This window comes from Pseudomonas sp. FBCC-B545 (assembly GCF_059134095.1).
The window spans coordinates 836,090-860,576 of sequence record NZ_CP101441.1; the positions used below are offsets into that span (position 1 = coordinate 836,090).

The 24,487-nt window shown below is 60.1% G+C and carries 18 protein-coding genes; 9 read left to right on the forward strand and 9 right to left on the reverse strand.

Translation table 11 applies throughout. From position 1 onward, the window contains the following. Positions 1-11 precede the first annotated feature (11 nt). Entirely contained in the window at positions 12-428 is a 417-nt protein-coding gene (mscL, locus tag NMB39_RS03950) for a large-conductance mechanosensitive channel protein MscL (RefSeq protein WP_057012810.1), read from the reverse strand. Positions 429-714: 286 nt separating this feature from the next. Between mscL and katB the strand changes: the two genes are divergently transcribed. Genes katB through radA form a run of 3 tightly spaced genes read left to right on the forward strand, consistent with a single transcriptional unit; the run spans position 715 to position 4,257 of the window. After that, positions 715-2,256, forward strand: coding sequence for a catalase KatB (gene katB / locus NMB39_RS03955; protein WP_494339616.1), 1,542 nt, complete (start codon positions 715-717; stop codon positions 2,254-2,256). A 58-nt stretch (positions 2,257-2,314) separates the two neighbouring features. Beyond that, the gene (locus NMB39_RS03960) at positions 2,315-2,854 is read left to right on the forward strand and encodes an ankyrin repeat domain-containing protein (RefSeq protein WP_057024511.1); all 540 of its coding nucleotides are present in this window, start codon (positions 2,315-2,317) and stop codon (positions 2,852-2,854) included. 35 nt (positions 2,855-2,889) lie between these two features. After that, the gene (gene radA / locus NMB39_RS03965; RefSeq protein WP_046069598.1) at positions 2,890-4,257 is read left to right on the forward strand and encodes a DNA repair protein RadA; all 1,368 of its coding nucleotides are present in this window, start codon (positions 2,890-2,892) and stop codon (positions 4,255-4,257) included. 68 nt (positions 4,258-4,325) lie between these two features. Here radA and NMB39_RS03970 read toward each other — a convergent pair whose 3' ends face one another. Continuing rightward, the gene (locus NMB39_RS03970) at positions 4,326-4,694 is read right to left on the reverse strand and encodes a PilZ domain-containing protein (RefSeq protein ID WP_046069597.1); all 369 of its coding nucleotides are present in this window, start codon (positions 4,692-4,694) and stop codon (positions 4,326-4,328) included. 175 nt (positions 4,695-4,869) lie between these two features. Here NMB39_RS03970 and NMB39_RS03975 point away from each other — a divergent pair, with 175 nt between their 5' ends. From NMB39_RS03975 to yjiA, 3 genes are all read left to right on the forward strand, one after another. Next, positions 4,870-6,936 (forward strand): carbon starvation CstA family protein, encoded by a 2,067-nt coding sequence (locus tag NMB39_RS03975; RefSeq protein ID WP_057024512.1) that lies wholly within the window; start codon positions 4,870-4,872, stop codon positions 6,934-6,936. A 15-nt stretch (positions 6,937-6,951) separates the two neighbouring features. Further along, positions 6,952-7,149 (forward strand): YbdD/YjiX family protein, encoded by a 198-nt coding sequence (locus tag NMB39_RS03980; RefSeq protein WP_003194308.1) that lies wholly within the window; start codon positions 6,952-6,954, stop codon positions 7,147-7,149. Positions 7,150-7,303: 154 nt separating this feature from the next. Then, positions 7,304-8,263 carry a GTPase gene (gene yjiA, locus NMB39_RS03985; RefSeq protein ID WP_057024513.1) on the forward strand — a complete coding sequence of 320 codons (960 nt, stop codon included), beginning with the start codon at positions 7,304-7,306 and terminating at the stop codon, positions 8,261-8,263. A gap of 183 nt (positions 8,264-8,446) precedes the next feature. Here yjiA and glyA read toward each other — a convergent pair whose 3' ends face one another. Together glyA and NMB39_RS03995 are read right to left on the reverse strand one after the other, a co-directional pair. Further along, a complete protein-coding gene (glyA, locus tag NMB39_RS03990; protein WP_057024514.1) occupies positions 8,447-9,700 on the reverse strand; it encodes a serine hydroxymethyltransferase in 1,254 nt (417 codons plus the stop codon). Positions 9,701-9,930: 230 nt separating this feature from the next. Next, positions 9,931-13,782: a sensor domain-containing protein gene (locus tag NMB39_RS03995; RefSeq protein ID WP_494339615.1), complete on the reverse strand. Its 3,852-nt coding sequence runs from the start codon at positions 13,780-13,782 to the stop codon at positions 9,931-9,933. 284 nt (positions 13,783-14,066) lie between these two features. Here NMB39_RS03995 and ettA point away from each other — a divergent pair, with 284 nt between their 5' ends. Beyond that, complete coding sequence (gene ettA, locus NMB39_RS04000) at positions 14,067-15,731, forward strand: energy-dependent translational throttle protein EttA (RefSeq protein WP_046069594.1); 1,665 nt, start codon at positions 14,067-14,069, stop codon at positions 15,729-15,731. A 287-nt stretch (positions 15,732-16,018) separates the two neighbouring features. Next, positions 16,019-17,356, forward strand: a complete 1,338-nt coding sequence (gene gdhA, locus NMB39_RS04005; protein WP_198719119.1) for an NADP-specific glutamate dehydrogenase — start codon at positions 16,019-16,021, stop codon at positions 17,354-17,356. Here gdhA and NMB39_RS04010 read toward each other — a convergent pair. The 5 genes from NMB39_RS04010 to NMB39_RS04030 form a co-directional block, all read right to left on the reverse strand. Beyond that, positions 17,353-17,850: a GreA/GreB family elongation factor gene (locus tag NMB39_RS04010; RefSeq protein WP_306956459.1), complete on the reverse strand. Its 498-nt coding sequence runs from the start codon at positions 17,848-17,850 to the stop codon at positions 17,353-17,355. The genes gdhA and NMB39_RS04010 overlap by 4 nt on opposite strands. Before the next feature lie 70 nt (positions 17,851-17,920). After that, the gene (locus NMB39_RS04015) at positions 17,921-18,277 is read right to left on the reverse strand and encodes a hypothetical protein (protein WP_005791596.1); all 357 of its coding nucleotides are present in this window, start codon (positions 18,275-18,277) and stop codon (positions 17,921-17,923) included. Positions 18,278-18,594: 317 nt separating this feature from the next. Continuing rightward, on the reverse strand, positions 18,595-18,900 hold the full coding sequence (locus tag NMB39_RS04020; protein WP_057024518.1) for a chorismate mutase: 306 nt from the start codon (positions 18,898-18,900) through the stop codon (positions 18,595-18,597). 152 nt (positions 18,901-19,052) lie between these two features. Beyond that, entirely contained in the window at positions 19,053-20,906 is a 1,854-nt protein-coding gene (locus NMB39_RS04025; RefSeq protein WP_494339614.1) for an Lnb N-terminal periplasmic domain-containing protein, read from the reverse strand. 92 nt (positions 20,907-20,998) lie between these two features. Then, a complete protein-coding gene (locus tag NMB39_RS04030) occupies positions 20,999-21,487 on the reverse strand; it encodes a DUF3015 domain-containing protein (RefSeq protein ID WP_003194274.1) in 489 nt (162 codons plus the stop codon). A 265-nt stretch (positions 21,488-21,752) separates the two neighbouring features. On the opposite strand from NMB39_RS04030, the gene NMB39_RS04035 reads away from it, so the two are divergent. Beyond that, positions 21,753-24,191 (forward strand): Lon protease family protein, encoded by a 2,439-nt coding sequence (locus NMB39_RS04035; protein ID WP_046069590.1) that lies wholly within the window; start codon positions 21,753-21,755, stop codon positions 24,189-24,191. Positions 24,192-24,487 lie beyond the last annotated feature (296 nt).

The window sequence follows — 24,487 nt, forward strand, 5'->3', positions numbered from 1 at the left end:
GCAGCCGCTGGTTACAGTGGCTTGTCATTCTGTGCCTTGAGCAGGTCGCGAATCTCGCCCAGCAGCACTTCTTCCTTGCTCGGCGTCGGTGGCAAGCTCGGGGCTACGGCCTCTTCTCGCTTCAGGCGGTTGATGGCCTTTACCCCCATGAAAATCGCAAAAGCGACGATCACAAAGTCGATGATGCTCTGGATGAATTTGCCATAGGCCAGGACCACAGCCGGTACATCACCTTGTGCGGCCTTGAGCGTTATGGCCAGGTCGCCAAAGTCCACACCCCCGATCAGCAGGCCGATAGGCGGCATGATCACGTCGCCTACAAACGAGGAAACAATTTTGCCGAAGGCGGCGCCGATGATAATACCGACGGCCATGTCGACCACATTACCTTTGACCGCGAAGGCCTTGAATTCACTGATCACGCCCATAGGTTATTCCTTGTTACAGTTGAAAAGGGTGGAGGTCAGTGTAATTCAGTCGGTCAAGGCTTGCTCGACACAACTGTTAACACTGTCGATTTTAATCGACACATTAAATCGCAAATAGTTTGCAAAGTGCCACCAGTCGCGCGCGAATTACCCGTCATTTCAGCGAGTTACCAGATTATTTTCTTAATCGGGCCTGTGGTGTTTTTCTATTTATCTTCTGACTCGCGGGTCACTAGCCTCTGGCAAGCACAACGAATGTGCACTGAAAAAACCAGAGGAAATCTCGATGAATACTTCACTCAGCCGCAGGCCCGTGTCCGCGCGCCACGCGCTGGCACTGGTGACCGCCAGCCTGCTTTCCCTTTCTGTGCAAGCCGCCAACCTGACCCGCGATAACGGCGCCGCCGTCGGTGACAACCAGAACTCGCAAACCGCCGGCGCTAACGGCCCAGTGTTGTTGCAGGACGTACAACTGATACAGAAACTGCAACGCTTCGACCGCGAGCGCATTCCTGAGCGCGTGGTTCATGCCCGTGGTACCGGCGCCCATGGCACGTTTACCGTGACTGACGACCTCAGCGACCTGACCAAGGCCAAGGTATTCGCCGCCGGGGAAACCACGCCGGTGTTCGTGCGCTTTTCGGCGGTGGTCCACGGTAACCATTCCCCGGAAACCCTGCGTGACCCCCGTGGCTTCGCCACCAAGTTCTATACCGCCGACGGTAATTGGGACTTGGTGGGCAATAACTTCCCGACCTTCTTCATCCGTGACGCCATCAAGTTCCCGGACATGGTCCACGCCTTCAAGCCGGACCCACGCACTAACCTGGATGATGACTCGCGTCGTTTCGACTTCTTCTCCCATGTTCCAGAGTCCACTCGTACACTGACCGAGTTGTATTCGGACTCGGGCACGCCAGCCAGTTACCGCGAAATGGACGGCAATGGCGTGCATGCCTACAAGTTGATTAACGCCAAGGGCGAAGTGCACTACGTCAAGTTCCACTGGAAGAGCCTGCAAGGCATCAAGAACCTTGATCCCAAGCAAGTCACCCAAGTGCAGGGCCGTGACTACAGCCATATGACCAATGACTTGGTCACTCATATCAACAAGGGCGATTTCCCCAAGTGGGACTTATATGTACAAGTCCTCAAGCCCGAGGACTTGGCCAAGTTTGATTTCGACCCACTGGACGCCACCAAGATCTGGCCGGATGTACCGCAGCGTAAAGTCGGGCAAATGGTGCTGAACCGCAACCCGGCCAACTTCTTCCAGGAAACCGAGCAAGTCGCCATGGCCCCGGCCAACCTGGTACCCGGCATCGAGCCGTCGGAAGATCGCCTGCTGCAAGGCCGGGTATTTTCCTATGCCGATACGCAGATGTACCGCCTGGGGGCGAACGCCCTGCAATTGCCGATCAACGCCCCACGGGTGGCCGTCAACAACGGCAACCAGGACGGCGCGATGAACTTCGGCAAGACCACCACCGGCGTGAACTACCAGCCAAGTCGTCTGTTGCCACGGGACGAGCCGCAGACCGCGCGCTACAGCCAGTCTGCGCTGTCGGGCAACACCCAGCAGGCGAAGATCCAGCGTGAGCAGAACTTCAAGCAGGCCGGTGACCTTTACCGGTCCTACTCCAAGAAAGAGCGTCAGGACTTGATCGACAACTTCGGCGGCTCGTTGGCCACCACCGATGACGAGAGCAAGCACATCATCCTGTCGTTCCTCTACAAGGCTGATCCGGAATACGGCACCGGCGTGGCCAAGGTCGCCAAGGGTGACCTGGCTCGCGTGAAGGCGCTGGCTGAAAAACTGACCGACTGATCCGTTGGTTGTGGTCGGCGCCCTGATGGGGCGCTGACCCTTTGCAGGAGAAAACCCTATGCGTATCTCTATCGGTTTGCTGATGGCCATGCTGGCCTTTGTCGCCCATGCCGAATCCACCGACCCGATGGCGCTCAAGGCGCAGTTACAGGATTACTATTTCGATGCTGCCCGCCGTGGTGACCTCGACATGCTCAACACCTTCATCGAGTCTGGCTACGGCCTCAACACCCAGGACGATAAAGGCTACACCGCGCTGATCCTCGCCGCTTATCACGGCCAAGGCCCGTATGTAGAACGTTTGCTCGACGCGGGGGCCGACGCCTGTGTGCAAGACAAGCGCGGCAACACGGCGTTGATGGGCGCCATCTTCAAAGGCGAGCTGAAAATTGCCCAGCGTCTGCTGGCAACCGACTGCAACCCCGATCAACGCAACGGTGCGGGGCAGACTGCCGCCATGTACGCCGGGCTATTCAAGCGCATTGAACTGCTGGGCGAGCTGCAAGCCAAAGGCGCCGACTTGAACGCCGAAGACCCCATCGGCAACAGCGCTTCACGTTTGGCTAACGGTGAAATCCGGACCCCGGCGTCGCGCTGAGCTATCATCGCGGTTTTTCGGTTGGAGGTTCTCACATGGCAAAGGCCAAGCGCATGTACGGCTGCACAGAGTGCGGCGCGACCTTTCCCAAATGGGCAGGCCAGTGCTCCGAGTGTGGTGCGTGGAACACCCTGACTGAAACCATGATCGAGAGCGGCGGGGCAGCAGCGCCTACTGGCCGCGCCGGCTGGACCGGCCAACAGGCGCAGATCAAGACCCTGGCCGAGGTCAGTGTCGAAGAGATCCCGCGTTTCTCCACCGCCTCCGGTGAGCTGGATCGCGTACTCGGCGGTGGCCTGGTGGACGGTTCGGTGGTGCTGATTGGTGGTGACCCAGGCATCGGCAAGTCGACCATCCTCTTGCAGACCCTGTGCAGCATCGCCAGCCGCATGCCGGCGCTGTATGTCACGGGCGAAGAGTCCCAGCAACAAGTGGCCATGCGCGCCCGGCGCCTGGGCTTGCCCCAGGACCAGCTGCGGGTCATGACCGAAACCTGCATCGAAAGCATCATTGCCACGGCGCGGATCGAAAAGCCCAAGGTCATGGTGATCGACTCGATCCAGACGATTTTTACCGAGCAATTACAATCGGCACCGGGTGGCGTGTCCCAGGTGCGGGAAAGTGCGGCACTGCTGGTGCGCTATGCCAAGCAGAGTGGCACGGCGATCTTCCTGGTGGGGCATGTGACCAAGGAAGGCGCGTTGGCCGGGCCAAGGGTGTTAGAGCACATGGTCGACACCGTGCTGTATTTCGAAGGTGAATCCGATGGTCGCCTGCGCTTGCTGCGGGCGGTGAAGAACCGTTTTGGCGCGGTGAACGAGCTGGGTGTGTTCGCCATGACCGACCGAGGGCTGAAAGAGGTCTCCAATCCATCGGCGATTTTTCTGACCCGCGCCCAAGAAGAAGTCCCGGGCAGTGTGGTGATGGCCACGTGGGAGGGCACCCGGCCAATGCTGGTGGAAGTCCAGGCGCTGGTGGATGACAGCCATCTGGCCAACCCGCGAAGGGTCACGCTCGGCCTGGACCAGAACCGTTTGGCGATGTTGCTGGCGGTATTGCACCGCCACGGCGGTATCCCGACCCACGACCAGGACGTGTTCCTCAACGTGGTCGGCGGGGTCAAGGTGCTGGAGACCGCCTCCGACCTGGCGCTGATGGCGGCGGTGATGTCCAGCCTGCGCAATCGGCCGTTGCCTCACGACCTGCTGGTGTTCGGTGAAGTGGGCTTGTCGGGTGAAGTGCGCCCGGTGCCCAGCGGGCAGGAGAGATTGAAGGAGGCAGCCAAGCATGGCTTCAAGCGTGCGATTGTGCCCAAGGGTAATGCGCCGAAGGAAATGCCACAGGGCTTGCAGGTGATTGGGGTGACACGCCTGGAGCAGGCGTTGGATGCACTGTTCGAGTAGCAAGCGACACCGCAAAACCAATGTGGGAGGGGGCTTGCCCCCTCCCAAATTCAGAGCTCTGTTGGCTTCTAGATTTCCAGCAATGCCGCCAGCTCTCTGTGTAGCTCATCCTCATCCCCCAGATTCAACTCAACCAGCCGCCGTAAATGGCTGATCGAATCCAGATCGATGTATTGGCACACGAAGCCCAGTTGCCCGGGATCTTCATGGGTCAACCGTACCTGCATCTTGATATGTGCCTTCGGATCCAGACGTATGTCGACGTCGAACGGCAGCGCTTTATTTCCCTTCCAGCCCTCGGGGCGCTCTATCAGCAGGCCCTTTAACGAGAGATCTACCAACTTAACCGGCAATTCCCATCCGTTTTGCCGAAGTTCGGTCTTGGCGTCAAAAGCTATCCGGCGAAAATTGCGGCGGTCAGGCGCTTGCTCGATCATGGTGAGGCCCTCTTTGGATAGGAGCAGTGTAGCCCTGCGCCACCCTCCAGCGTTTATTTCCGCTTTTTTTGGCCATGGCAAGGCTCTAGACCAACGTAGGGGGCTGGTCTTTGATGCCAGTAGCGCTAAACTCCGGATGGCTGTCCTTTCTGTCCACCCTGGCTGGAATATAAAAATGAAAAATAATAATAGCCTGCTACGCCACTTACCCTGGCTGGTGCTGGCAATCGTAGGAGCGTGCGCCCTGGGCGTAGTGGCCTTGCGCCGCGGCGAGGCGATCAACGCCTTGTGGATCGTGGTCGCTGCCGTGGCCATTTACCTGGTTGCGTACCGTTACTACAGTCTGTTCATCGCCAATAACGTGATGCAACTCGATCCACGGCGGGCCACCCCCGCAGTGGTCAACAATGATGGTCTGGACTATGTGCCGACCAACAAACACATCCTGTTCGGTCACCACTTTGCGGCGATTGCCGGCGCGGGCCCCTTGGTCGGCCCGGTACTGGCGGCGCAAATGGGCTACCTGCCCGGCACCCTGTGGCTGATTGCCGGGGTGGTACTGGCCGGTGCGGTGCAGGACTTCATGATCCTGTTCCTGTCCACCCGCCGCAACGGTCGCTCCCTGGGCGACATGGTCCGCGAAGAGATGGGGCGCATTCCCGGGACTATCGCGCTGTTCGGCTGCTTCCTGATCATGATCATCATCCTCGCGGTGCTGGCGCTGATCGTGGTCAAGGCCCTGGCCGAGAGCCCATGGGGCATCTTCACGGTGATGGCGACCATCCCGATCGCGATGTTCATGGGCATCTACATGCGCTACATCCGCCCGGGCCGCATCGGTGAAATCTCGATCATCGGTGTGCTGTTGCTGCTCGGTTCGATCTGGCTGGGCGGGCAGATTGCCGCCGACCCGGTCTGGGCCAAGGCCTTTACCTTCACCGGCATCCAGATCACCTGGATGTTGATCGGCTACGGCTTCGTTGCCGCCGTGCTGCCGGTCTGGCTGATCCTGGCGCCCCGTGACTACCTGTCGACCTTCCTGAAAATCGGCACCATCATCGCCCTGGCGATTGGCATCCTGGTCACCATGCCCGACCTGAAAATGCCAGCACTGACCCAGTTCATCGACGGCACCGGTCCGGTGTGGAAGGGCGGCCTGTTCCCGTTCCTGTTCATTACCATTGCCTGTGGCGCGGTCTCGGGCTTCCATGCGCTGATCTCCTCGGGCACCACGCCCAAGTTGCTGGCCAGTGAAAGCCACGCCCGTTACATCGGCTACGGTGGCATGCTGATGGAGTCGTTCGTAGCCATCATGGCGATGGTTGCCGCTTCGGTGATCGAGCCAGGCGTGTACTTCGCCATGAACAGCCCGGCTGCAATCGTCGGCACCGACGTGGTGACCGTGGCGCAAACCGTCAGCAGCTGGGGCTTTGCAATTACCCCTGAGGCGCTGTCAGCCGTCGCCCACGATATCGGTGAAACCACCATCCTGGCCCGTGCCGGCGGTGCACCGACACTGGCGGTCGGTATCGCGCAGATCCTGCACAGTGTGCTGCCAGGTGAAAACACCATGGCGTTCTGGTACCACTTTGCGATCCTGTTCGAAGCGCTGTTCATCCTCACGGCAGTCGATGCCGGTACCCGTGCCGGTCGCTTCATGCTGCAGGACCTGCTGGGTTCGTTCGTGCCCGCGCTGAAACGCACGGAGTCGTGGACTGCCAACCTGATTGCTACCGCAGGCTGCGTGGCGATGTGGGGATACCTGCTGTACCAAGGCGTGATCGACCCGCTGGGCGGCATCAACACCTTGTGGCCGCTGTTCGGTATCTCCAACCAGATGCTGGCGGGTATCGCGCTGATGCTGGCCACCGTTGTGCTGATCAAAATGAAGCGCCAGCGCTACATCTGGGTAACCATGCTGCCGGCGGTCTGGCTGCTGATCTGCACCACCACCGCAGGCTTCATCAAGCTGTTCGACGCCAACCCGGCCATCGGCTTCCTGTCGCTTGCGAAGAAATACAGCGATGCCTTGGCTAATGGCCAGATCCTGGCCCCGGCCAAGAACATCGACCAGATGCAGCACGTGATCTGGAACGCCTATACCAACGCAACGCTGACGGCGCTGTTCCTGTTCGTGGTGTTCAGCATCCTGTTCTATGCGCTCAAGGTTGGCGTCGCCGCCTGGGGCAACAAAGAGCGTACGGATAAAGAAGCCCCGTTCCAGGCTGTACCGGACGCGTAAACGAGGATTGCAAACATGTTCAATGACATCAGTCGCCTCGGTAAATACCTCGGTCAGGCCGCGCGCCTGATGGTCGGCATGCCCGACTACGACACCTACGTCGAGCATATGCAAACCAAGCACCCGGACAAGCCGGTGATGGACTACAAGGCGTTCTTCCGGGAACGCCAGGAGGCCCGTTACGGCGGCAAGGGTGGGCCCAAGTGCTGCTGACCCGTTAATTCGGGCTGGCGGTGGATCTACTGTGGGAGGGGGCTTGCCCCCGATAGCTTTGTGTCAGTGACCTATAAGTGCCTGACACACCGATATCGGGGGCAAGCCCCCTCCCACATTTGTTTTGTGTTTATTCAGTTATCAGGAGGTAATTTTGTCCTCTCCCATCCCTGTCACCATCCTCAGCGGCTTCCTCGGTGCCGGCAAGACCACCTTGCTGCGCCACCTGCTCAAGGCCGAGCACGGCTTGAAAATCGCCGTGATCGAAAACGAGTTCAGCGACGCCGGCATCGACACCCAGCTGTTGGGCGCAGAGCCGGTACAAGTCATGACCCTGTCCAACGGCTGCGTGTGCTGCACCATCCACACCGACCTGACCAAGGCCCTGTACCTGCTGCTCGAGCGCCTGGACAGTGGCGAAATCGCTTTCGACCGGTTGGTGATCGAGTGTACGGGCCTGGCGGATCCAGCCCCTGTCGCCCAGACCTTTTTCATCGACGAAGAACTGCGCGAGCGCTATATCCTCGATGGCATCATTACCCTGGTGGACGCGGCCCACGCCGAGCATCACCTGACCCAAACCATCGCCCAGGCCCAGATCGGCTTTGCCGACCGCCTGCTGGTGAGCAAGCGCGACCTGGTGGACGACGCCACATTCGACGCCCTGAGCCAGCGCCTGACCCGCATCAACCGTCGTGCGCCAATTCGTGTGGTCGATCACGGCCAGATTGACTTGGCCGAGTTGCTGGATGTGCGCGGCTTCAACCTCAATGCCGGCATGAGCCTGCGCCCGGTCAGCGCGGCGCCATCGGTCGACCGTATTTCCAGCCTGGTGCTGCGCACCGAGCAGCCGCTGGATATCGATCGTCTCAGCGAGTTCATGAACGAGTTGCTGGAAGACCACGGCAAGCAACTGCTGCGCTACAAGGGCGTGCTGAATATTGCCGGGGAAGATCGGCGCATGGTGTTCCAGGGCGTGCTGAAACTCTACGGGTTCGATTGGGACACCGAATGGGCCGACGGCGAGGCGCGGGAGAGTGTGATTGTGTTTATTGCCGATGAGCTGCCGGAGGACAAGATCCGAGAAGGCTTCCAGCGCGTCTACCAATCCTGACTTGAAATACGATCAACTGTGGGAGGGGGCTTGCTCCCGATTGCGGTGGGTCAGTAAACATATAAGTGACTGACACACTGCTATCGGGAGCAAGCCCCCTCCCACAGTTGAATGCATTGCAAATCGGAATCGGCATAAAAAAGCCCGGCTCAAGAGCCGGGCTTTTCATTCAAGCAATTGCAATCAAGCGCCGTATACCGGCAGCTTCTTGCAGATGGCCTTGACCTTCTCACGTACCGCGTCGATCACGGCTTCGTTGTTCAGGTCTGCCAGGATGTCGCAGATCCAGCCGGCCAGTTCCTTGCACTCGGCTTCCTTGAAACCACGAGTGGTCACTGCCGGAGTGCCGAAGCGCAGGCCGGAGGTGACGAACGGCGAACGTGGGTCGTTCGGTACCGAGTTCTTGTTCACGGTGATGAAGGCTTTGCCCAGGGCAGCGTCAGCATCTTTACCGGAAATGTCCTGCTTGATCAGCGACAGCAGGAACAGGTGGTTTTCAGTACCGCCGGACACTACGTCAAAACCGCGCTCGATAAATACGCTGGCCATGGCCTGTGCGTTCTTCACCACTTGCTGTTGATAGGTCTTGAACTCAGGCTGCAGGGCTTCCTTGAAGCAGATTGCTTTAGCCGCGATCACGTGCTCCAGCGGACCACCCTGGGCGCCCGGGAATACTGCGGAGTTGAGCTTCTTCTCGATCTCGGCGTTGGCGCGGGCCAGGATCAGGCCGCCACGTGGGCCGCGCAGGGTCTTGTGGGTGGTGGTGGTCACCACGTCAGCGTAAGGCACCGGGTTCGGGTAGACACCAGCGGCGACCAGGCCGGCCACGTGGGCCATGTCGACGAACAGGTAGGCGCCGACTTTGTCAGCGATTTCGCGGAAGCGTGGGAAATCCAGAATCTGCGAGTAGGCAGAGAAACCGGCCACGATCATTTTCGGCTTGTGCTCAACCGCCAGGCGCTCGACTTCGTCGTAGTCGATCAGGCCGTCGGCATTGATACCGTACTGGACGGCGTTGTACAGCTTGCCGGAGGAGGAAACGCTGGCGCCGTGGGTGAGGTGGCCGCCATGGGCCAGGCTCATGCCCAGAATGGTGTCGCCGCCTTGCAGCAGGGCCAGGTATACCGCGCTGTTGGCTTGGGAACCGGCGTGTGGCTGGACGTTGGCGTAATCGGCGCCGAACAGTTGCTTGGCACGGTCGATAGCCAACTGCTCAACTACGTCGACGTACTCGCAGCCACCGTAGTAGCGCTTGCCTGGGTAGCCTTCGGCGTACTTGTTGGTCAGAACCGAACCTTGAGCCTCCATCACCGCAGGGCTGGTGTAGTTTTCCGAAGCGATCAGCTCAATGTGCTCTTCCTGGCGCACGGCTTCTTGCTCCATGGCGGCGAAGAGATCGGCGTCGTACTTGGCAATAGTCAAATCACGGCTGAACATGGCGGTCCTCAAGGATCGGGGGCAGAAAAGGAGGGCATTCTAACCCAATGGGTTTTGGATGGCATATGAAAGGACATCATGTCGCGGACAAGTGGGGCTCATCTGGAGATGAGTGGTGACTGTGCTGGCCTCATCGTGAGCAAGCCCCCTCCCACATTTTGAACTGTGAATACCTTCAAATGTGGGAGGGGGCTTGCTCACGATGGGGCCATTAGCCTCACAACAGCAGCTCAGTCGAACATGAACAGCGCATCATTGCTGAACTGCGCCTCGAACCGATTCGCCGGCATCGGCCGCCCGAACAGGTAACCCTGCACCTCATCACAGCCATGCTCGCGCAGGAAATCCAACTGCTCATGGGTTTCCACGCCTTCGGCAATCACCGCCAGGTTCAGGCTGTGGGCCATGGCAATGATCGCCCGGGCAATCTGCGCGTCCTGCTCACCCGAGGGCAGGCCATCGACGAATGTACGGTCGATCTTCAGCACGTCGATGGGAAACTGCTTGAGGTAGTTGAGTGATGAGTAGCCGGTGCCGAAGTCATCCACCGCGATGCTCAGGCCCAGGTTCTTCAGGCTGGCGAGGATCTGCATGGCTTCGTTGACTTCGCGCATCAGGATGCTTTCGGTCAGTTCCAGTTCCAGGCACGCCGGCGGCAAGCCGGTATCCCTGAGGATGGTGGCGATGCGCGTGCCCAATTGGCCATCGGAGAACTGCCGCGCCGAGATGTTCACCGAGACTTTCGGCACCCGCACTTTGTTCTGATGCCAGCTCTTGAGCTGGCGACAGGCTTCGCTGATCACCCAGTCGCCCACGTCCACCACCAGGCCCAATTCCTCCAGCACAGGAATGAAGTCACCCGGCGGCACCAGGCCACGACGCGGATGGCGCCAGCGCAGCAGGGCTTCGGCGCCGGTCAGGCGTTTGCCGTCGCCGCTGAACTGCGGCTGGTAATAGAGCACGAATTCATTTTGGTCCAGGGCGTGGCGCAGGTCGCTTTCCAGTTCCAGGCGTTCCAGGGCGCTGGCGTTCATGTCGGCCTGGTAGAACTGGAAGTTGTTCTTGCCGCGCTCCTTGGCGTGATACATCGCGGTATCGGCGTTTTTCATCAATTGGCTCAGCTCGTTGCCGTCTTGCGGGCTGAGGGCGATGCCGATACTGGCGGTGACGAAGAACTCGCGGCCTTCCAGTACAAACGGCTTCACCAGGCTGGCGAGAATCTGCTCGGCCACATGAATCGCCCGGTTCAACGCCATCTCGCGGCTGACCCGCGGCTGCAAGAGCAGGGTGAACTCATCACCGCCCATGCGCGCCACGGTGTCGTCCTCGGCCACGCAACCGAGCAGGCGCGTGGCCATTTCCTTGAGCATGCGATCGCCGGCGGCGTGTCCCAGTGAGTCGTTGATCGGCTTGAAGCGGTCGAGGTCAAGGAACATCAGTACCACCCACGACTTCTGCCGCTCCGCCGACTGCAACGCAGTGTGCAGGCGGTCCTGGAACAGTGTGCGGTTGGGCAGGTGGGTCAGGGCGTCGTAGTAGGCCAGGCGATGGATACGCTGTTCGCTGGCCTTGCGCTCGCTGATGTCGCTGAAGAAGCAGACGTAGCTGGCCAGGTCGCCCTCATCGTCAAACACCGCCGTAATGCCGACCCAGGCCGGGTAATGCTCGCCATTGCGGCGCTTGAGCCACACTTCGCCTTCCCAGGTGCTGTGCTGGTGCAATTGTTTGAGTACATAGCGCAGATGGGCTTCCTGCTGCTCGTCGACCGTGAGCATGTTCGGCAGTTGGTCGAGCACATCGCTCACGGCATAGCCGCTGACCCGGCTGAACGCCTCGTTGGCCTGCACGATATAGCCCGCCGGGTCGGTGATCAGGATGGCCGAGGTGGAATGCTCGAATACCGTGGCCGCCATGCGCAGGTCTTTTTCGGCGCGGCGTTGCTGGCTGATATCGCGGCCCACGCCGAGAATGCCTTCAAACGCACCATGTTCATCCCATACCAGTACCAGGCGCAGTTCGATCGGCACTTTGCGCCCGTCGGCGCGCAAGCAGTCGAACAGAAACAGTTGGGTCTGGACGTCATCGCGCAGCGTGTTCAAGGCTTCGGGGTTGCCCAGGGCGCGGCTGACCTGTTCCATCAGGCTATAGATGCCGGTCAGCTGTTGCGGGTTGGCGATGATTGACTGCCAGCCATTCTTGAACACCCAGTCCACGTCATAGCCGAGCACGGCGTTGACCGATGGGCTGACGTAGTTGAGGGCCAGTTGGCTGTCGGTGGAGCAGATTACGTCGCTGATGCTTTCGGCCAGCATGCGGTAGCGCTGTTCACTGTCGCGCAGGGATTCGCTGGCCTCGATCTGGTCGGTAATGTCTTTGGCCACGCCGATGATCCGCGTGACCACCGCGGACGTGTCTCGGGCCAGGGCTTGTTCGCGGATATCGAAGCGGCGCCATTGGTTATTGCGGTGGCGAAAACGCAGCTGGCAATGCAGTTGCGTTGTATAGCCGACCCGGCGCTGCTGTTGGCGCAAGTCGTGGTAATGCTCGGCGTCTTCGGGATGCAGCAGGATTTCCCAGAAGTACTCGCCCATTTGCTGCAGTTCGGCCTTGTTGTAGCCCAGGGTGTGGCCCAGGTGATGGTTGCTGAAAATCATGCGCTGGCTGATCACGTCCTGCACATACAGGTGGTCAGGCACGGTGCGCACCACGTCCGACCAGAAACTCTCGCGTTCCACAAGTGACAGCTCGATCAGCTTGCGGCTGGTGATGTCGCTGATGCTGAGGATCACCGCCTTGAAGTCATCCTGTTGCTCCGGCAGGCGCATCACCAGCCACAGGTATTGCTCGTTGCCGGCTACATCGTTGAGCTGGATTTCCAGCTCCAGCTGTTTCTGCTGGGCCAGTACCGCTTCCAGCACCGGGTAACCGATGGCGGTGGCGTTACGTGGGCAATCATCGATCAGGCGTTCCCAGGCTTGTTCGCATGAGTTTACGTTCAACAGGCGCACCGCCACCTGGTTGACCTCGGTGACCCGCAGTTCCTTGAGCAGTTGCTGGCGCTCGCTGGGGTTGGCCTGCAACCAGGCATGCAGTTGCTCGCGGCTGTGCACTTTGGTTTTGTCGAAGAATGTCTTGAGCCCCGACAGGTCAAGCACGCACAAGGCCACGCCCGTGCCTTCGAAAATGTCCTGGTAACGCCGTCGGCCCTCGTTCACCTGGCGCTGGCGGCGACGCATGTTCAGCAGCACGATCACCGGTATCAGCGAGAACGCCAGCCCCAGCAGGCATTTGCCGATAAACGCCGGCAGCAGTTGTTCAAGCACTGCGCTGCGGTCGAACAGCCCGCGCAGTTGCCAGTCGCTTTTGCTCAAGGGCGTGACCAGCACGCTTTTGTTCAACTCCTCCGGGGTCAGAGCGCCGGCCCAATGCGCCGGCATGCCGCTGTCCCGGCTGACCACGCGGCGGTTCAGACGGTTCTCGATCGCCCACATCGGGCGCTGGGCCTGGGCATCCTGCCGTGTGAGGCCGGCCAGGTAGCTGGGTGCCAGGCGTAATGCCCAGTACACCTTGGAGCCACCGCTGGGCTGGTGCAGCAACAGATAGATGACGGTGCCGTCATTGTCGTTGCTCAGGTAATAGGACTGGGAGTGGCTGCGCTTGACCAGCTCTTCAAGCCAGGCGCTGTCGCGGCTGTCGCCGTCGGTGTCACTGATCAGCGCGCCGCTGGGCGCCAGCAGGGCGAAGCTGCGTAGTTCTGGTAACGAACGCTGCAAGGTGCGCATCAAGGCCTGCTGCTGTTCGGCATTGCGGGGTGGTTCGACGATGGGCAGCAGATTCAGGGCGATCTGCGCGCTCAGGGCCATGCTCTGGCTGATTTGCTCGGCCAGGTCGGCACTATAGTCGATAGTGTATTGCTGCTGGTTTTTCTGGTTTTGCTGCAATTGGTCGAGCAGTTGCCAGAACAATAACGCGAGCAGCAACAGGACAAGCGTCGCCAATGCGCCCTTCAAGGTGCCGTGCAGGGGCGCTCCCGGCGCAATATGAGCGGCGCGCAAGGGAGTTGGCGGCGTGACTTTGGACAAGCTGTGATCCTGCGGTTTGGCTGGACTGGCGCGCGACGTGCACTATAAGCCGGACGCCCGGAGGGCGGCTAGCATGCCTTGAGTTGTGGCAAAGTGCCAGTCCCGCCTGGCTGGACTGCCCCAGCGCATTCAGGTAGCTTTGCCGGTTACGCGGGGGCGTTCCAGCCCCAGACACTCAGGCTTTTCCCCACGCAGGCATTGATCACCGTCAACGGCCCGCGCGGCGCATGGCCTGGCACGGGCTTCGCCCGCTTAATTCATCAGTCACTGACGCTAGGTTCACCATGGCTCAATACGTCTTCACCATGCATCGGCTGGGAAAAGTTGTTCCGCCGAAGCGGGAAATCCTGAAAAACATTTCATTGTCCTTCTTCCCAGGCGCCAAGATCGGCGTGCTCGGCCTCAACGGTTCGGGTAAGTCCACGCTGCTGAAAATCATGGCCGGCGTCGACACCGAGTTCGAAGGCGAAGCCCGCCCGATGCCGGACCTGAACATCGGCTACCTGCCGCAAGAGCCGATCCTGGATCCGACCAAGACCGTGCGCGAAGTGGTCGAAGAGGCCGTCAGCGTGATCAAGGACGCCCAGGCACGTCTGGACGAGGTCTACGCCGCCTACGCCGAACCGGATGCCGACTTCGACAAACTCGCCGCCGAACAGGCCAAGCTCGAAGCGATCCTGCAGGCCGGCGACGGTCACAACCTGGAGCGCCAGCTGGAAGTCGCCGCCGATGCGCTGCGTCTGCCGGCGTGGGACGCCAAGGTCGAGCACCTGTCCGGTGGTGAGAAGCGTCGCGTGGCCCTGTGCCGCCTGCTGCTGTCGGCCCCCGACATGCTGCTGCTCGACGAACCGACCAACCACCTGGACGCCGATTCCGTCGCGTGGCTGGAGCACTTCCTGCACGATTTCCCGGGCACCGTGGTCGCAATCACGCACGACCGCTACTTCCTGGACAACGTTGCCGGCTGGATCCTCGAGCTCGACCGCGGCGCCGGTATCCCTTACGAGGGCAACTACTCCGGTTGGCTGGAAGCCAAGTCCGACCGTCTGGCTGCCGAATCCAAGCAGCAATCGGCTCACGAAAAAGCCATGAAGGAAGAGCTGGAGTGGGTGCGCAAAGGCGCCAAGGCCCGCCAGTCCAAATCCAAGGCACGTCTGCAACGCTTTGAAGAAATGCAGTCGCAGGAATTCCAGAAGCGCAGCGAAACCAACGAAATCTACATCCCGGCCGGCCCGCGCCTGGGTGACAAGGTCATCGAGTTCAAGAACGTCTGCAAGGGCTATGGCGACCGCGTGCTGATCGACAACCTGTCGTTCTCCATGCCAAAAGGCGCGATCGTCGGCGTCATTGGTGGTAACGGCGCGGGTAAATCCACGCTGTTCCGTATGCTGATGGGCAAGGAGACTCCGGACTCCGGCAGCATTGAGATCGGCGACACCGTGCAACTGGCATGCGTGGACCAGAGCCGCGAAGACCTCGACGGCAGCAAGACGGTGTTCCAGCAGATTTCCGACGGTTCCGACCAGATCCGCATCGGTAACTATGAAATCCCGTCGCGCACCTATGTCGGCCGTTTCAACTTCAAAGGCGGCGACCAGCAGAAGTTCGTCAAGGACTTGTCCGGTGGTGAGCGCGGCCGCTTGCACCTGGCCCTGACATTGAAAGAGGGCGGCAACGTGTTGCTGCTCGACGAACCGTCCAACGACCTCGACGTGGAAACCCTGCGTTCTTTGGAAGAAGCCCTGCTGGACTTCCCGGGCGCCGCCATTGTGATCTCTCACGACCGGTGGTTCCTTGACCGCGTCGCGACCCACATCCTGGCGTACGAAGATGACTCCCAAGCGGTGTTCTTCGAAGGTAACTACACCGAGTACGAAGCAGACCGTAAAAAGCGCCTGGGCGAAGCCGCTGCCCAGCCGCACCGTGTGCGTCACAAGAAACTGGCCTGATTCAGGTTGGTTTGAAAAAACGGAGCCTTCGGGCTCCGTTTTTTGTGTGTTTAATACGGTCGAATGTGGGAGGGGGCTTGCCCCCGATAGCGGTTTACCTGCTGGTGCACTCCCTTGATTTGAAATCCTCTTTTAAGTGCATAAAACCCTGTAAAACTGGATACAGTTATATCCAGTGCACCATTTAATTTCACAAAGGCGACATTTTGCCCTGTCACGGTGCGAAACGAATTGATAAAGTCCGGCCCAATCTCCGTTTAACAACAATCAATTTGCCGAGACTTTTCATGATCGAATCCGTCGAATCCTTCCTGGCCCGCCTCAAGAAACGCGACCCGGACCAACCGGAATTCCACCAGGCCGTAGAAGAAGTCCTGCGCAGCCTGTGGCCTTTTCTTGAAGCCAACCCCCATTACCTGACCTCGGGCATCCTGGAGCGCATTTGCGAACCGGAACGCGCGATTACCTTCCGGGTGTCGTGGGTGGACGATCATGGCAAGGTCCAGGTTAATCGCGGCTTTCGTATCCAGATGAACAGCGCCATCGGACCCTACAAAGGCGGCCTGCGCTTCCACCCGTCGGTGAACCTGGGTGTGCTGAAATTCCTCGCCTTCGAGCAGACCTTCAAGAACTCCCTGACCTCGTTGCCCATGGGCGGCGGCAAAGGCGGCTCGGACTTCGACCCCAAGGGCAAGAGTGACGCCGAAGTGATGCGCTTCTGCCAGGCGTTCATGAGCGAGTTGTACCGCCACATCGGTGCGGACGTGGACGTACCGGCCGGTGATATCGGCGTGGGCGCACGGGAAATCGGCTTCCTGTTTGGCCAGTACAAGCGCCTGAGCAACCAATTCACCTCAGTGCTGACCGGCAAAGGCATGACCTATGGCGGCAGCCTGATCCGCCCGGAAGCTACCGGTTTCGGCTGCGTCTATTTCGCCGAGGAAATGCTCAAGCGCCAAGGCCAGCGCGTTGAAGGCAAGCGCGTGGCGGTGTCCGGTTCCGGTAACGTGGCGCAATACGCGGCGCGCAAGGTGATGGACCTGGGCGGCAAGGTGATTTCCCTGTCGGACTCCGAAGGCACCTTGTACGCCGAGAGTGGTTTGACCGAGGCGCAATGGTCAGCCCTGCTGGAGCTGAAAAACGTGCAACGCGGGCGCATCAGTGAATTGGCCGAACGCTTCGGCCTGGAGTTCCGTAAAGGCAAGACGCCTTGGGAACTGGCCTGCGATATTGCCCTGCCATGCGCCACCCAGAACGAACTCGACGGCGACGCCGCCCGCACCCTGCTGCACAACGGCTGCCTCTGCGTGGCCGAAGGCGCCAACATGCCGACCACCCTTGAGGCTGTGGATATCTTTATCGATGCGGGCATTCTGTTCGCACCGGGCAAGGCATCCAACGCCGGCGGCGTGGCGGTGAGCGGCCTGGAAATGTCGCAGAACGCCATGCGCCTGTTGTGGACCGCGGGGGAAGTGGACAGCAAGCTGCACAACATCATGCAGTCGATCCACCATGCCTGCGTGCATTACGGCGAGGAAAACGGCAGGGTCAACTACGTCAAGGGCGCGAACATTGCCGGCTTTGTGAAAGTCGCTGACGCGATGCTGGCCCAGGGCATCGTCTAGACCTCGGGTTCGATGCTCAGCACTTCGATCAACTGATCGCCGACGGGGCGTTTCCACAGCACCTCGTCACCCACCTGGGCACCCAGCAGGGCGCGGCCCAGGGGCGACCCCCAGTTGATCAGCCCTGCGTTGGCGTCGGCCTGGTCTTCACCGACCAACTGGATGCGCTGCTGCTCGTCCTGCTCGTTGGCGAACGTGACCCAGCTGCCGATCTGCACCTTGTCGGTGGACGTGGCAGGCGGCACAACCTGGGCGCTTTGCACTCGCTGGTTGAAGTAGCGCAGATCCCGCTCAAGATCGGCTTGCCGCTGTTTATCGGCCTTGTCGCCCTTGGCGGACTCGGCGCTGTACTCAAGCTGCAATTGCGCAACCTTGGCTTGCAACTGCGCCAACCCTTGCGCGGTCAGGCGGTTGGGCTGTTCGCTGACCTGACGCTCCACCGGCTGATCGGCCTGGGCGGCAGCATTGTCTTCATTTACAAAAGCTCGGCTCATGGCGTTCTCCCTCTATGGCGTTTGGGCCATATTCGCCGTGCTTTAGTTTCGATGGATGTCTGCAAACGACCTATTGCGAGCGATAGGCCTTGGCCGCATCGCGGTCTTTTTCTTGCTGCCACTCGTGCTCGCGGTCGTTGTTGCGGTTGTCCTGGTAGTCGCGCAGCTCTTCGCTCTCGCGCATAGCCTTGCACTGACGGAAACCATCCTCCCAGCCTTCGGCGTAGTGCTTTTCTTTCAGATAGCGCGGCACGTTCTTGCGAAACTCCCCCGTGATCACCCCCGCAGCCTGGCGACCGCTGCTGCAACCGTCGTCAAAGCCATCGGCAAAGGCGGGTGGATAACCCTTGGCCAACAAATCCTGATGGGTTGTTTGGCAACCCGCCAGCCATACCACTGCACACAGCATTAGCGCATACCGCCACATGGCGTACTCCCTGGCCGGTTCACGGCTGTTAAGGAGAGTCTAGAAGGGGTTTTGTCAGCTGTATGTGAAAGTGGTGTCAGAGGGATGTGCAGGACTTTTGGCCAAGTACAAAACCAAGTGTGGGAGGGGGCTTGCCCCCGATGGCAGGGTGTCAGTCAGTCTATTTGTTCCTGACCCACCGCTATCGGGGGCAGCCCCCTCCCACAGTTTTATCCATAACTCCCGTCTCCCGCTGCAGGCTTTATTCGTAGTAACCCACTGTCTTTTTTAGCTGATCGGCGTATTCGTAAATCTCGTCAGTGATGGAGGGATCAGGCTCATGGTTTGTCAGCTTTGTCCAGCACAGCATATTCAGCTAATTCTTGTCGAATAAACGCCGTAATCATCGCGCGATACACCTGCTCAGTGACCTCAGGGTTGGCGCCGACCACCTGAGATAACCCCCGCACCTTGGCGATCACCTGTTCAACCCGTTGTGGCGCCTTGACGCCATCGGTGTTTTTTTTGAAGCGTGCGGCTTGGGAAACGTAGTGGCCGCGTTCGGCGATCAGAGTGACGATTTGCTGGTCAAGAAGGTCGATGTTATTGCGGACTTCTTCGAGGGTAGTGCAGTGAACGGCCATAGTAAGTGGGCTCCTGATTATGTGAGCAATGCTAACAAAATGTGGGAGGGGGCTTGCTCCCGATTGCGGTGGGTCAGTCAAAAATACTGAGACTGACACTCTGCTATCGGGAGCAAGCCCCCTCCCACATTTTGAGTTTCATCAGGCTTGAGTCAGTAGTGGTACCACTTCACTTCGAGCATCACTTCATTTACCGGCGTGGACAAGTGGCTGTATTCGCGCTGCGCACTCAGGCGCAGGCCCAGGTTGCGCGACAGTTCCCACTGCTGGTTGAGGCTGATGCTGCGCCGCACTTCGCCGTTGGTGAAGAAATCGCCCTTGGCTTCCAGGCTCAGGTTGCCCAGCGGGTTCTTCCATAGCACGCCGGTGTTGAAACCGGCGGCGGGGGAGATGGCTTCGCTGAAGTCGTTGTTGTGCTCTACGCGTACGGTGCCGAGGGCGAAGCCGAGCATGTCGTCGCTCAGTTGCCAGGTGCCGCCGGCGCCGCCGTTGACGTGGGCGACCAGGGTTTCATCGTCGTGCTTGCCCGGTACCCGCTCCAGGCCACCGGTGACTTGCCATGACCAGGGTTGCAGCAGCGCATTGCGCGGGGTCAGGGAGCGGATGGTGGCCAGGTCCAGTTGCTGCAGCTGCCAGTGGTTACCTTCGTACTGGCGCAGTTTCATTTGCAGGATTTCGATCTGGGCACCCAGGGGGAAGCCTTCGGCGTTGTCGTTGAGGTCGTGATAGGCCATGCGCAGGCCGTATTCGCCGAAGGCTTTGTCGCCTCGGGTGCCGACGCCGGCTTGCCAGGTGCGCGATTGGTGGCCGTTCTCGGGCAAGCCTGGGGGCGTGATCTTGAGGTCGGGCGCAGGGTTCTGGTTGATCGCTCGCAGCAGCTCGAAGCTGCGCTGGGAGCGTGCACTGTCGCGCTCCAGACCGTTGGCGCGATAGCGGCCCAGGCGGTAGGCGGCGTCGACTATCAGGGCCTGGCGATCGCGGGGCAGGGTCTTGAAGGCCGGCTCCTGCAATTGCTTCTGGTCATCGCTGATTTTCAATACCCACTGTTGCTCATCGCCATCCAACGGCTTGGCGCGTTCCAGCAGTTCGCGCTCACGGGAGGGCCGATAGTCGATCTTCTCCACCAAGCCCGCTTCCTTGACGGCCTTGACCGTGTCGGTAGGGATCGCAGTAAGCGGGAATTGCTCGGTCAGGCGCAGGCCGGGGCGTGCCACTTGCAGCAGCTCCAGCAGGCGGTAGGAGCAGTTTTCATCGAAGAAGAAGTAGTCGAACTGGATCTGCTTGAGTTCCCATACGTGCTCGACCATGCGCTTGGTCTCGACTTCGGTGAGGTTCAGGCGGTATTCCCACAGGTCGCGGTTTTCGAGACTACGGTATTCGGAGAGTTTCTCCTGGTATGGCACCAGGGCGAACAGGCCGGGGTAGCCGCCCATCAGGCCCTTCCAGGCGTAGAGTATGCTGTTGTCGGAGCCTTCGATGTAGGCGCCGAAGTTAATCGCATAGCTGAGCAACGCGGTGTTGTTGCTTTGCACGTCGGCCTGGTCGATACGCAGCAGGGTGTGGCCGAACATCGACGACGGGCTGTTGAGGTAGGCTGCCGGGAAGATCATCACCGCGCTATGGGGCGCAACGTCCTTGAACCATTGGGTGAATTCTTTGCAGTCCAGGGCGGGCAGGTCGGTGAGATGCAACTGATCCTTGAGCCAGCGGGTACGTGCAGGGTAGACGCATTGGGCGTGCTTTTCGCCCAGGCTGGCCGGGGCGTACAGCGCATCGACGGAGGCCCTGAGTTCCGCGTCTGGATGGTGGGCGCCATCGGCGGCGAGGAAGAACTTCTTGTCGCTGACATAGCTGCGCCAGCCGCTGATCTTGCCGGCTTCGTAATGCCCCAGCGAAAGCCAGAACGGGTCATTGGCCAGTTGCTGCAAACGTTGATCGTCGAGGTGCGGGGCCGCATGCAGCGGGGCGCAGGCGAAGAGAGCCAGGCAAGCGAGGCGTTTGAGCATTGGGGCTACTTAAGTCGGACTGAAAAAAAGACCCAAGGGGGGCAGGTCGAAAAAATAAAACCCGCGCCTCGAAAGACGCGGGCGGGTCGAGCTTAAGCCTGGGTTGCGTATTTCGCCAGACGGGCATCACTTTTCAGTACTGCGATGGTGTTGTTGTGCACGTCGTCAGCGGTCACGTCAGCCTTGCTGAAGATCTGCTGGAAGTGCTCGTGGGTCACGGCCGCGAAGTGATCGCGATCTTCCGGGGCAACACCCAGTACCACCGCGTAGGTGGTCAGTGCTTCGCCGTTGCCTTTGGCCATGTCTTCGGACAGCTCGTTCATCATGCCATTCATGGCAATCCAGGACTTGCCGCCGTAGGTCAGGGCGCTGTTGGTGCTGCAACCGTTGGTGCCCGAGGTCATGCCGAATGTGGCGTTACCCGAGGTGCCGTTGGTGGTGGAGGCCAGGAAGTGGGCCGGAGTGCCGCGCTGGCCTTCGAACAACATGTTGCCCCAACCGCAGTTCGGGCCACCTGGTGCTTCTGCCATTGCATTGAGGGAGACGACGGTGAAGAGAGTACCAAGAAGGATCCGTTTCATAGCTTTGTTCTCTTTGTGTGCAAACCAATGGACAAGGGTTCAGGCGCTTCGCAACGCCCTAGGGGCCAGTTATTAGTCCAACCCGCGCAATTTGGAGTTTAGGCACGTTCCCGGGGTTCCGTGTTTTTTTATAAACATTCAATCTCCGGCGATTTTTTTGTAGGGCGCGTGCGGTGGCTATGCTTTCCCGAAAGCGCGCCTTGCCAGAGCGCTCAACCGGGAGCCAGAATGCGCCCATCTGCCCCGCCTGATGTAAGGAAGCCCGATGCCTGATCCTGTTGCTGCCAGCTTGCGTCTAGCGCCCGAAGCGCTGACTCGCCCTTTCTCCGCTGAACAGTTCAGCTTCTCGACCACCAATGATTTGGAGCCCTTTCGCGGTGTGCTTGGCCAGGAACGTGCGGTTGAAGCCTTGCAGTTCGGCGTGGCCATGCCACGCCCCGGTTACAACGTGTTTGTCATGGGCGAGCCGGGCACCGGCCGCTTTTCGTTCGTCAAACGCTACCTGAAAGCCGAAGGCAAGCGCCTGCAGACCCCGGCAGATTGGGTCTATGTGAATAATTTCGATGAGCCGCGCGAACCCCGCGCCCTGGAATTGCCGGGGGGCGGCGCTGCGGCGTTTATCGCCGATATCAACGGCTTGGTCGACAACCTGGTCGCGACCTTCCCGGCAGTGTTTGAACACCCGACTTATCAACAGCGCAAAAGCGCCATCGACCGGGCGTTCAACCAGCGCTATGACAAGGCGCTGGACGTGATCGAACGCCTGGCCCTGGAAAAGGACGTGGCGCTGTACCGCGACAGCTCCAACATCGCCTTCACGCCGATGCTCGATGGCAAGGCGCTGGACGAAGCCGAGTTCTCGCAACTGCCTGAGGCCGATCGCGAGCGCTTCCACACCGATATCTCCGAGTTGGAAGAACGTCTCAACGAAGAACTCGCCAGCCTGCCGCAGTGGAAGCGTGAGTCCAACAACCAACTGCGCCAGTTCAACGAAGAAACCATCACACTGGCCCTGCAGCCTTTGCTGGCGCCGCTGTCGGAAAAATACGCAGAAAACGCCGGCGTCTGCGGCTACCTGCAAGCCATGCAGGTGTACCTGCTCAAAACCGTGGTCGAGCAATTGGTGGATGACGCCAAGACCGATGCCCAGGCGCGCAAGCTGCTCGAAGAGCAGTATTGCCCGAGCCTGGTGGTGGGCCATCCGCTCAACGGTGGCGCGCCAGTGGTGTTTGAACCGCACCCTACCTACGACAACCTGTTTGGCCGCATCGAATACAGCACCGACCAAGGCGCGCTCTACACCACCTACCGCCAGCTGCGCCCGGGCGCCTTGCACCGCGCCAATGGCGGCTTCCTGATTCTTGAAGCCGAGAAAATGCTCAGCGAGCCGTTCGTGTGGGATGCGCTCAAGCGTTCCCTGCAATCGCGCAAGCTGAAGATGGAATCGCCCCTGGGCGAACTGGGCCGCCTGGCCACCGTGACCCTCAACCCGCAAATGATCCCGCTGCAGGTCAAGGTGATCATCATCGGCTCGCGCCAGTTGTACTACGCGTTGCAAGATGCCGACCCGGACTTCCAGGAGATGTTCCGCGTACTGGTGGACTTCGACGAAGACATCCCGATGGTCGACGAAAGCCTGGAGCAGTTCGCCCAGTTGCTGAAAACCCGCACCTCGGAAGAAGGCATGGCGCCACTGACCTCGGACGCGGTGGCGCGCCTGGCGACCTACAGTGCCCGCCTGGCGGAACACCAGGGCCGGTTGTCGGCGCGAATTGGCGATTTGTTCCAGTTGGTCAGCGAAGCAGACTTCATTCGCCACCTGGCGGGCGACGAGATGACCGATGCCGGGCATATCGAGCGCGCCCTCAAGGCCAAGGCCACGCGTACCGGTCGCGTGTCGGCGCGGATTCTCGACGACATGCTCGCCGGGGTGATTCTCATCGACACGGCTGGTGCCGCCGTGGGCAAGTGCAATGGGCTGACGGTGCTGGAGGTCGGCGACTCGGCATTCGGTGTCCCGGCGCGGATTTCCGCCACGGTATACCCGGGCGGCAGCGGGATTGTCGACATCGAGCGCGAAGTTAACCTCGGCCAGCCGATCCACTCCAAGGGGGTGATGATCCTCACCGGATACCTGGGCAGCCGCTATGCCCAGGAATTCCCGTTGGCCATCTCCGCTAGCATCGCCCTGGAGCAATCCTACGGTTATGTGGACGGCGACAGTGCCTCCCTGGGCGAGGCCTGCACCTTGATCTCGGCCTTGTCGAAGACGCCGCTCAAGCAGTGCTTCGCCATCACCGGATCGATCAACCAGTTTGGTGAAGTGCAGGCGGTGGGCGGGGTCAACGAGAAAATCGAAGGTTTCTTCCGGCTCTGCGAAGCCCGCGGCTTGACCGGTGAGCAGGGCGCGATCATCCCCCAGGCCAATGTTGCCACGCTGATGCTCGATGAGAAGGTGTTGCAGGCCGTGCGCAACGGGCAATTCCATATCTATGCGGTACGCCAGGCGGATGAGGCGTTGAGCCTGTTGGTGGGCGAGGATGCCGGTGAGCCGGACGCAGAGGGGCAATTTCCTGAAGGCACCGTGAATGCGCGGGTGGTTGAGCGTTTGCGGGCGATTGCCGAGATGATCAGCGAGGAAGATCTTAAGGAGGCGGAGAAGGAGCTGGCGCAGCAGGCGTTGGCAGAAGCCAAGCCGACCTGATCCCTCAAGCTCGATGGAGATCAAAATGTGGGAGGGGGCTTGCTCCCGATAGCAGTGGGTCAGTCAAAATTACTTAGACTGGCACACCGCAATCGGGAGCAAGCCCCCTCCCACATTTGCTCCTGCGTATGTCACTAAATTGACAGTTGTCCCGGGAAAACGCCCGTTGGTCCCTACAACCTTGGTTTGGCGCGTTTTTCTTCTATTCTCAATTCAGGGATATCCACAGGAGTCGCAGGATAGAGACAGCCTCGCCTTGCGCTGGGGCTGAACACCGATCTACCGAGGGTCGCCGC

What these genes read in the sequence shown, in the direction of transcription:
- ettA (WP_046069594.1), top strand. Translation starts at nt 14,067, where the DNA reads ATGGCTCAATACGTCTTCACCATGCATCGGCTGGGAAAAGTTGTTCCG.
- NMB39_RS03960 (WP_057024511.1), top strand. Translation starts at nt 2,315, where the DNA reads ATGCGTATCTCTATCGGTTTGCTGATGGCCATGCTGGCCTTTGTCGCC.
- NMB39_RS04010 (WP_306956459.1), bottom strand. Translation starts at nt 17,850, where the DNA reads ATGAGCCGAGCTTTTGTAAATGAAGACAATGCTGCCGCCCAGGCCGAT.
- NMB39_RS03970 (WP_046069597.1), bottom strand. Translation starts at nt 4,694, where the DNA reads ATGATCGAGCAAGCGCCTGACCGCCGCAATTTTCGCCGGATAGCTTTT.
- NMB39_RS04015 (WP_005791596.1), bottom strand. Translation starts at nt 18,277, where the DNA reads ATGTGGCGGTATGCGCTAATGCTGTGTGCAGTGGTATGGCTGGCGGGT.
- NMB39_RS03980 (WP_003194308.1), top strand. Translation starts at nt 6,952, where the DNA reads ATGTTCAATGACATCAGTCGCCTCGGTAAATACCTCGGTCAGGCCGCG.
- NMB39_RS04030 (WP_003194274.1), bottom strand. Translation starts at nt 21,487, where the DNA reads ATGAAACGGATCCTTCTTGGTACTCTCTTCACCGTCGTCTCCCTCAAT.
- katB (WP_494339616.1), top strand. Translation starts at nt 715, where the DNA reads ATGAATACTTCACTCAGCCGCAGGCCCGTGTCCGCGCGCCACGCGCTG.
- NMB39_RS03975 (WP_057024512.1), top strand. Translation starts at nt 4,870, where the DNA reads ATGAAAAATAATAATAGCCTGCTACGCCACTTACCCTGGCTGGTGCTG.
- NMB39_RS04035 (WP_046069590.1), top strand. Translation starts at nt 21,753, where the DNA reads ATGCCTGATCCTGTTGCTGCCAGCTTGCGTCTAGCGCCCGAAGCGCTG.
- radA (WP_046069598.1), top strand. Translation starts at nt 2,890, where the DNA reads ATGGCAAAGGCCAAGCGCATGTACGGCTGCACAGAGTGCGGCGCGACC.
- NMB39_RS04020 (WP_057024518.1), bottom strand. Translation starts at nt 18,900, where the DNA reads ATGGCCGTTCACTGCACTACCCTCGAAGAAGTCCGCAATAACATCGAC.
- gdhA (WP_198719119.1), top strand. Translation starts at nt 16,019, where the DNA reads ATGATCGAATCCGTCGAATCCTTCCTGGCCCGCCTCAAGAAACGCGAC.
- glyA (WP_057024514.1), bottom strand. Translation starts at nt 9,700, where the DNA reads ATGTTCAGCCGTGATTTGACTATTGCCAAGTACGACGCCGATCTCTTC.
- NMB39_RS04025 (WP_494339614.1), bottom strand. Translation starts at nt 20,906, where the DNA reads ATGCTCAAACGCCTCGCTTGCCTGGCTCTCTTCGCCTGCGCCCCGCTG.
- mscL (WP_057012810.1), bottom strand. Translation starts at nt 428, where the DNA reads ATGGGCGTGATCAGTGAATTCAAGGCCTTCGCGGTCAAAGGTAATGTG.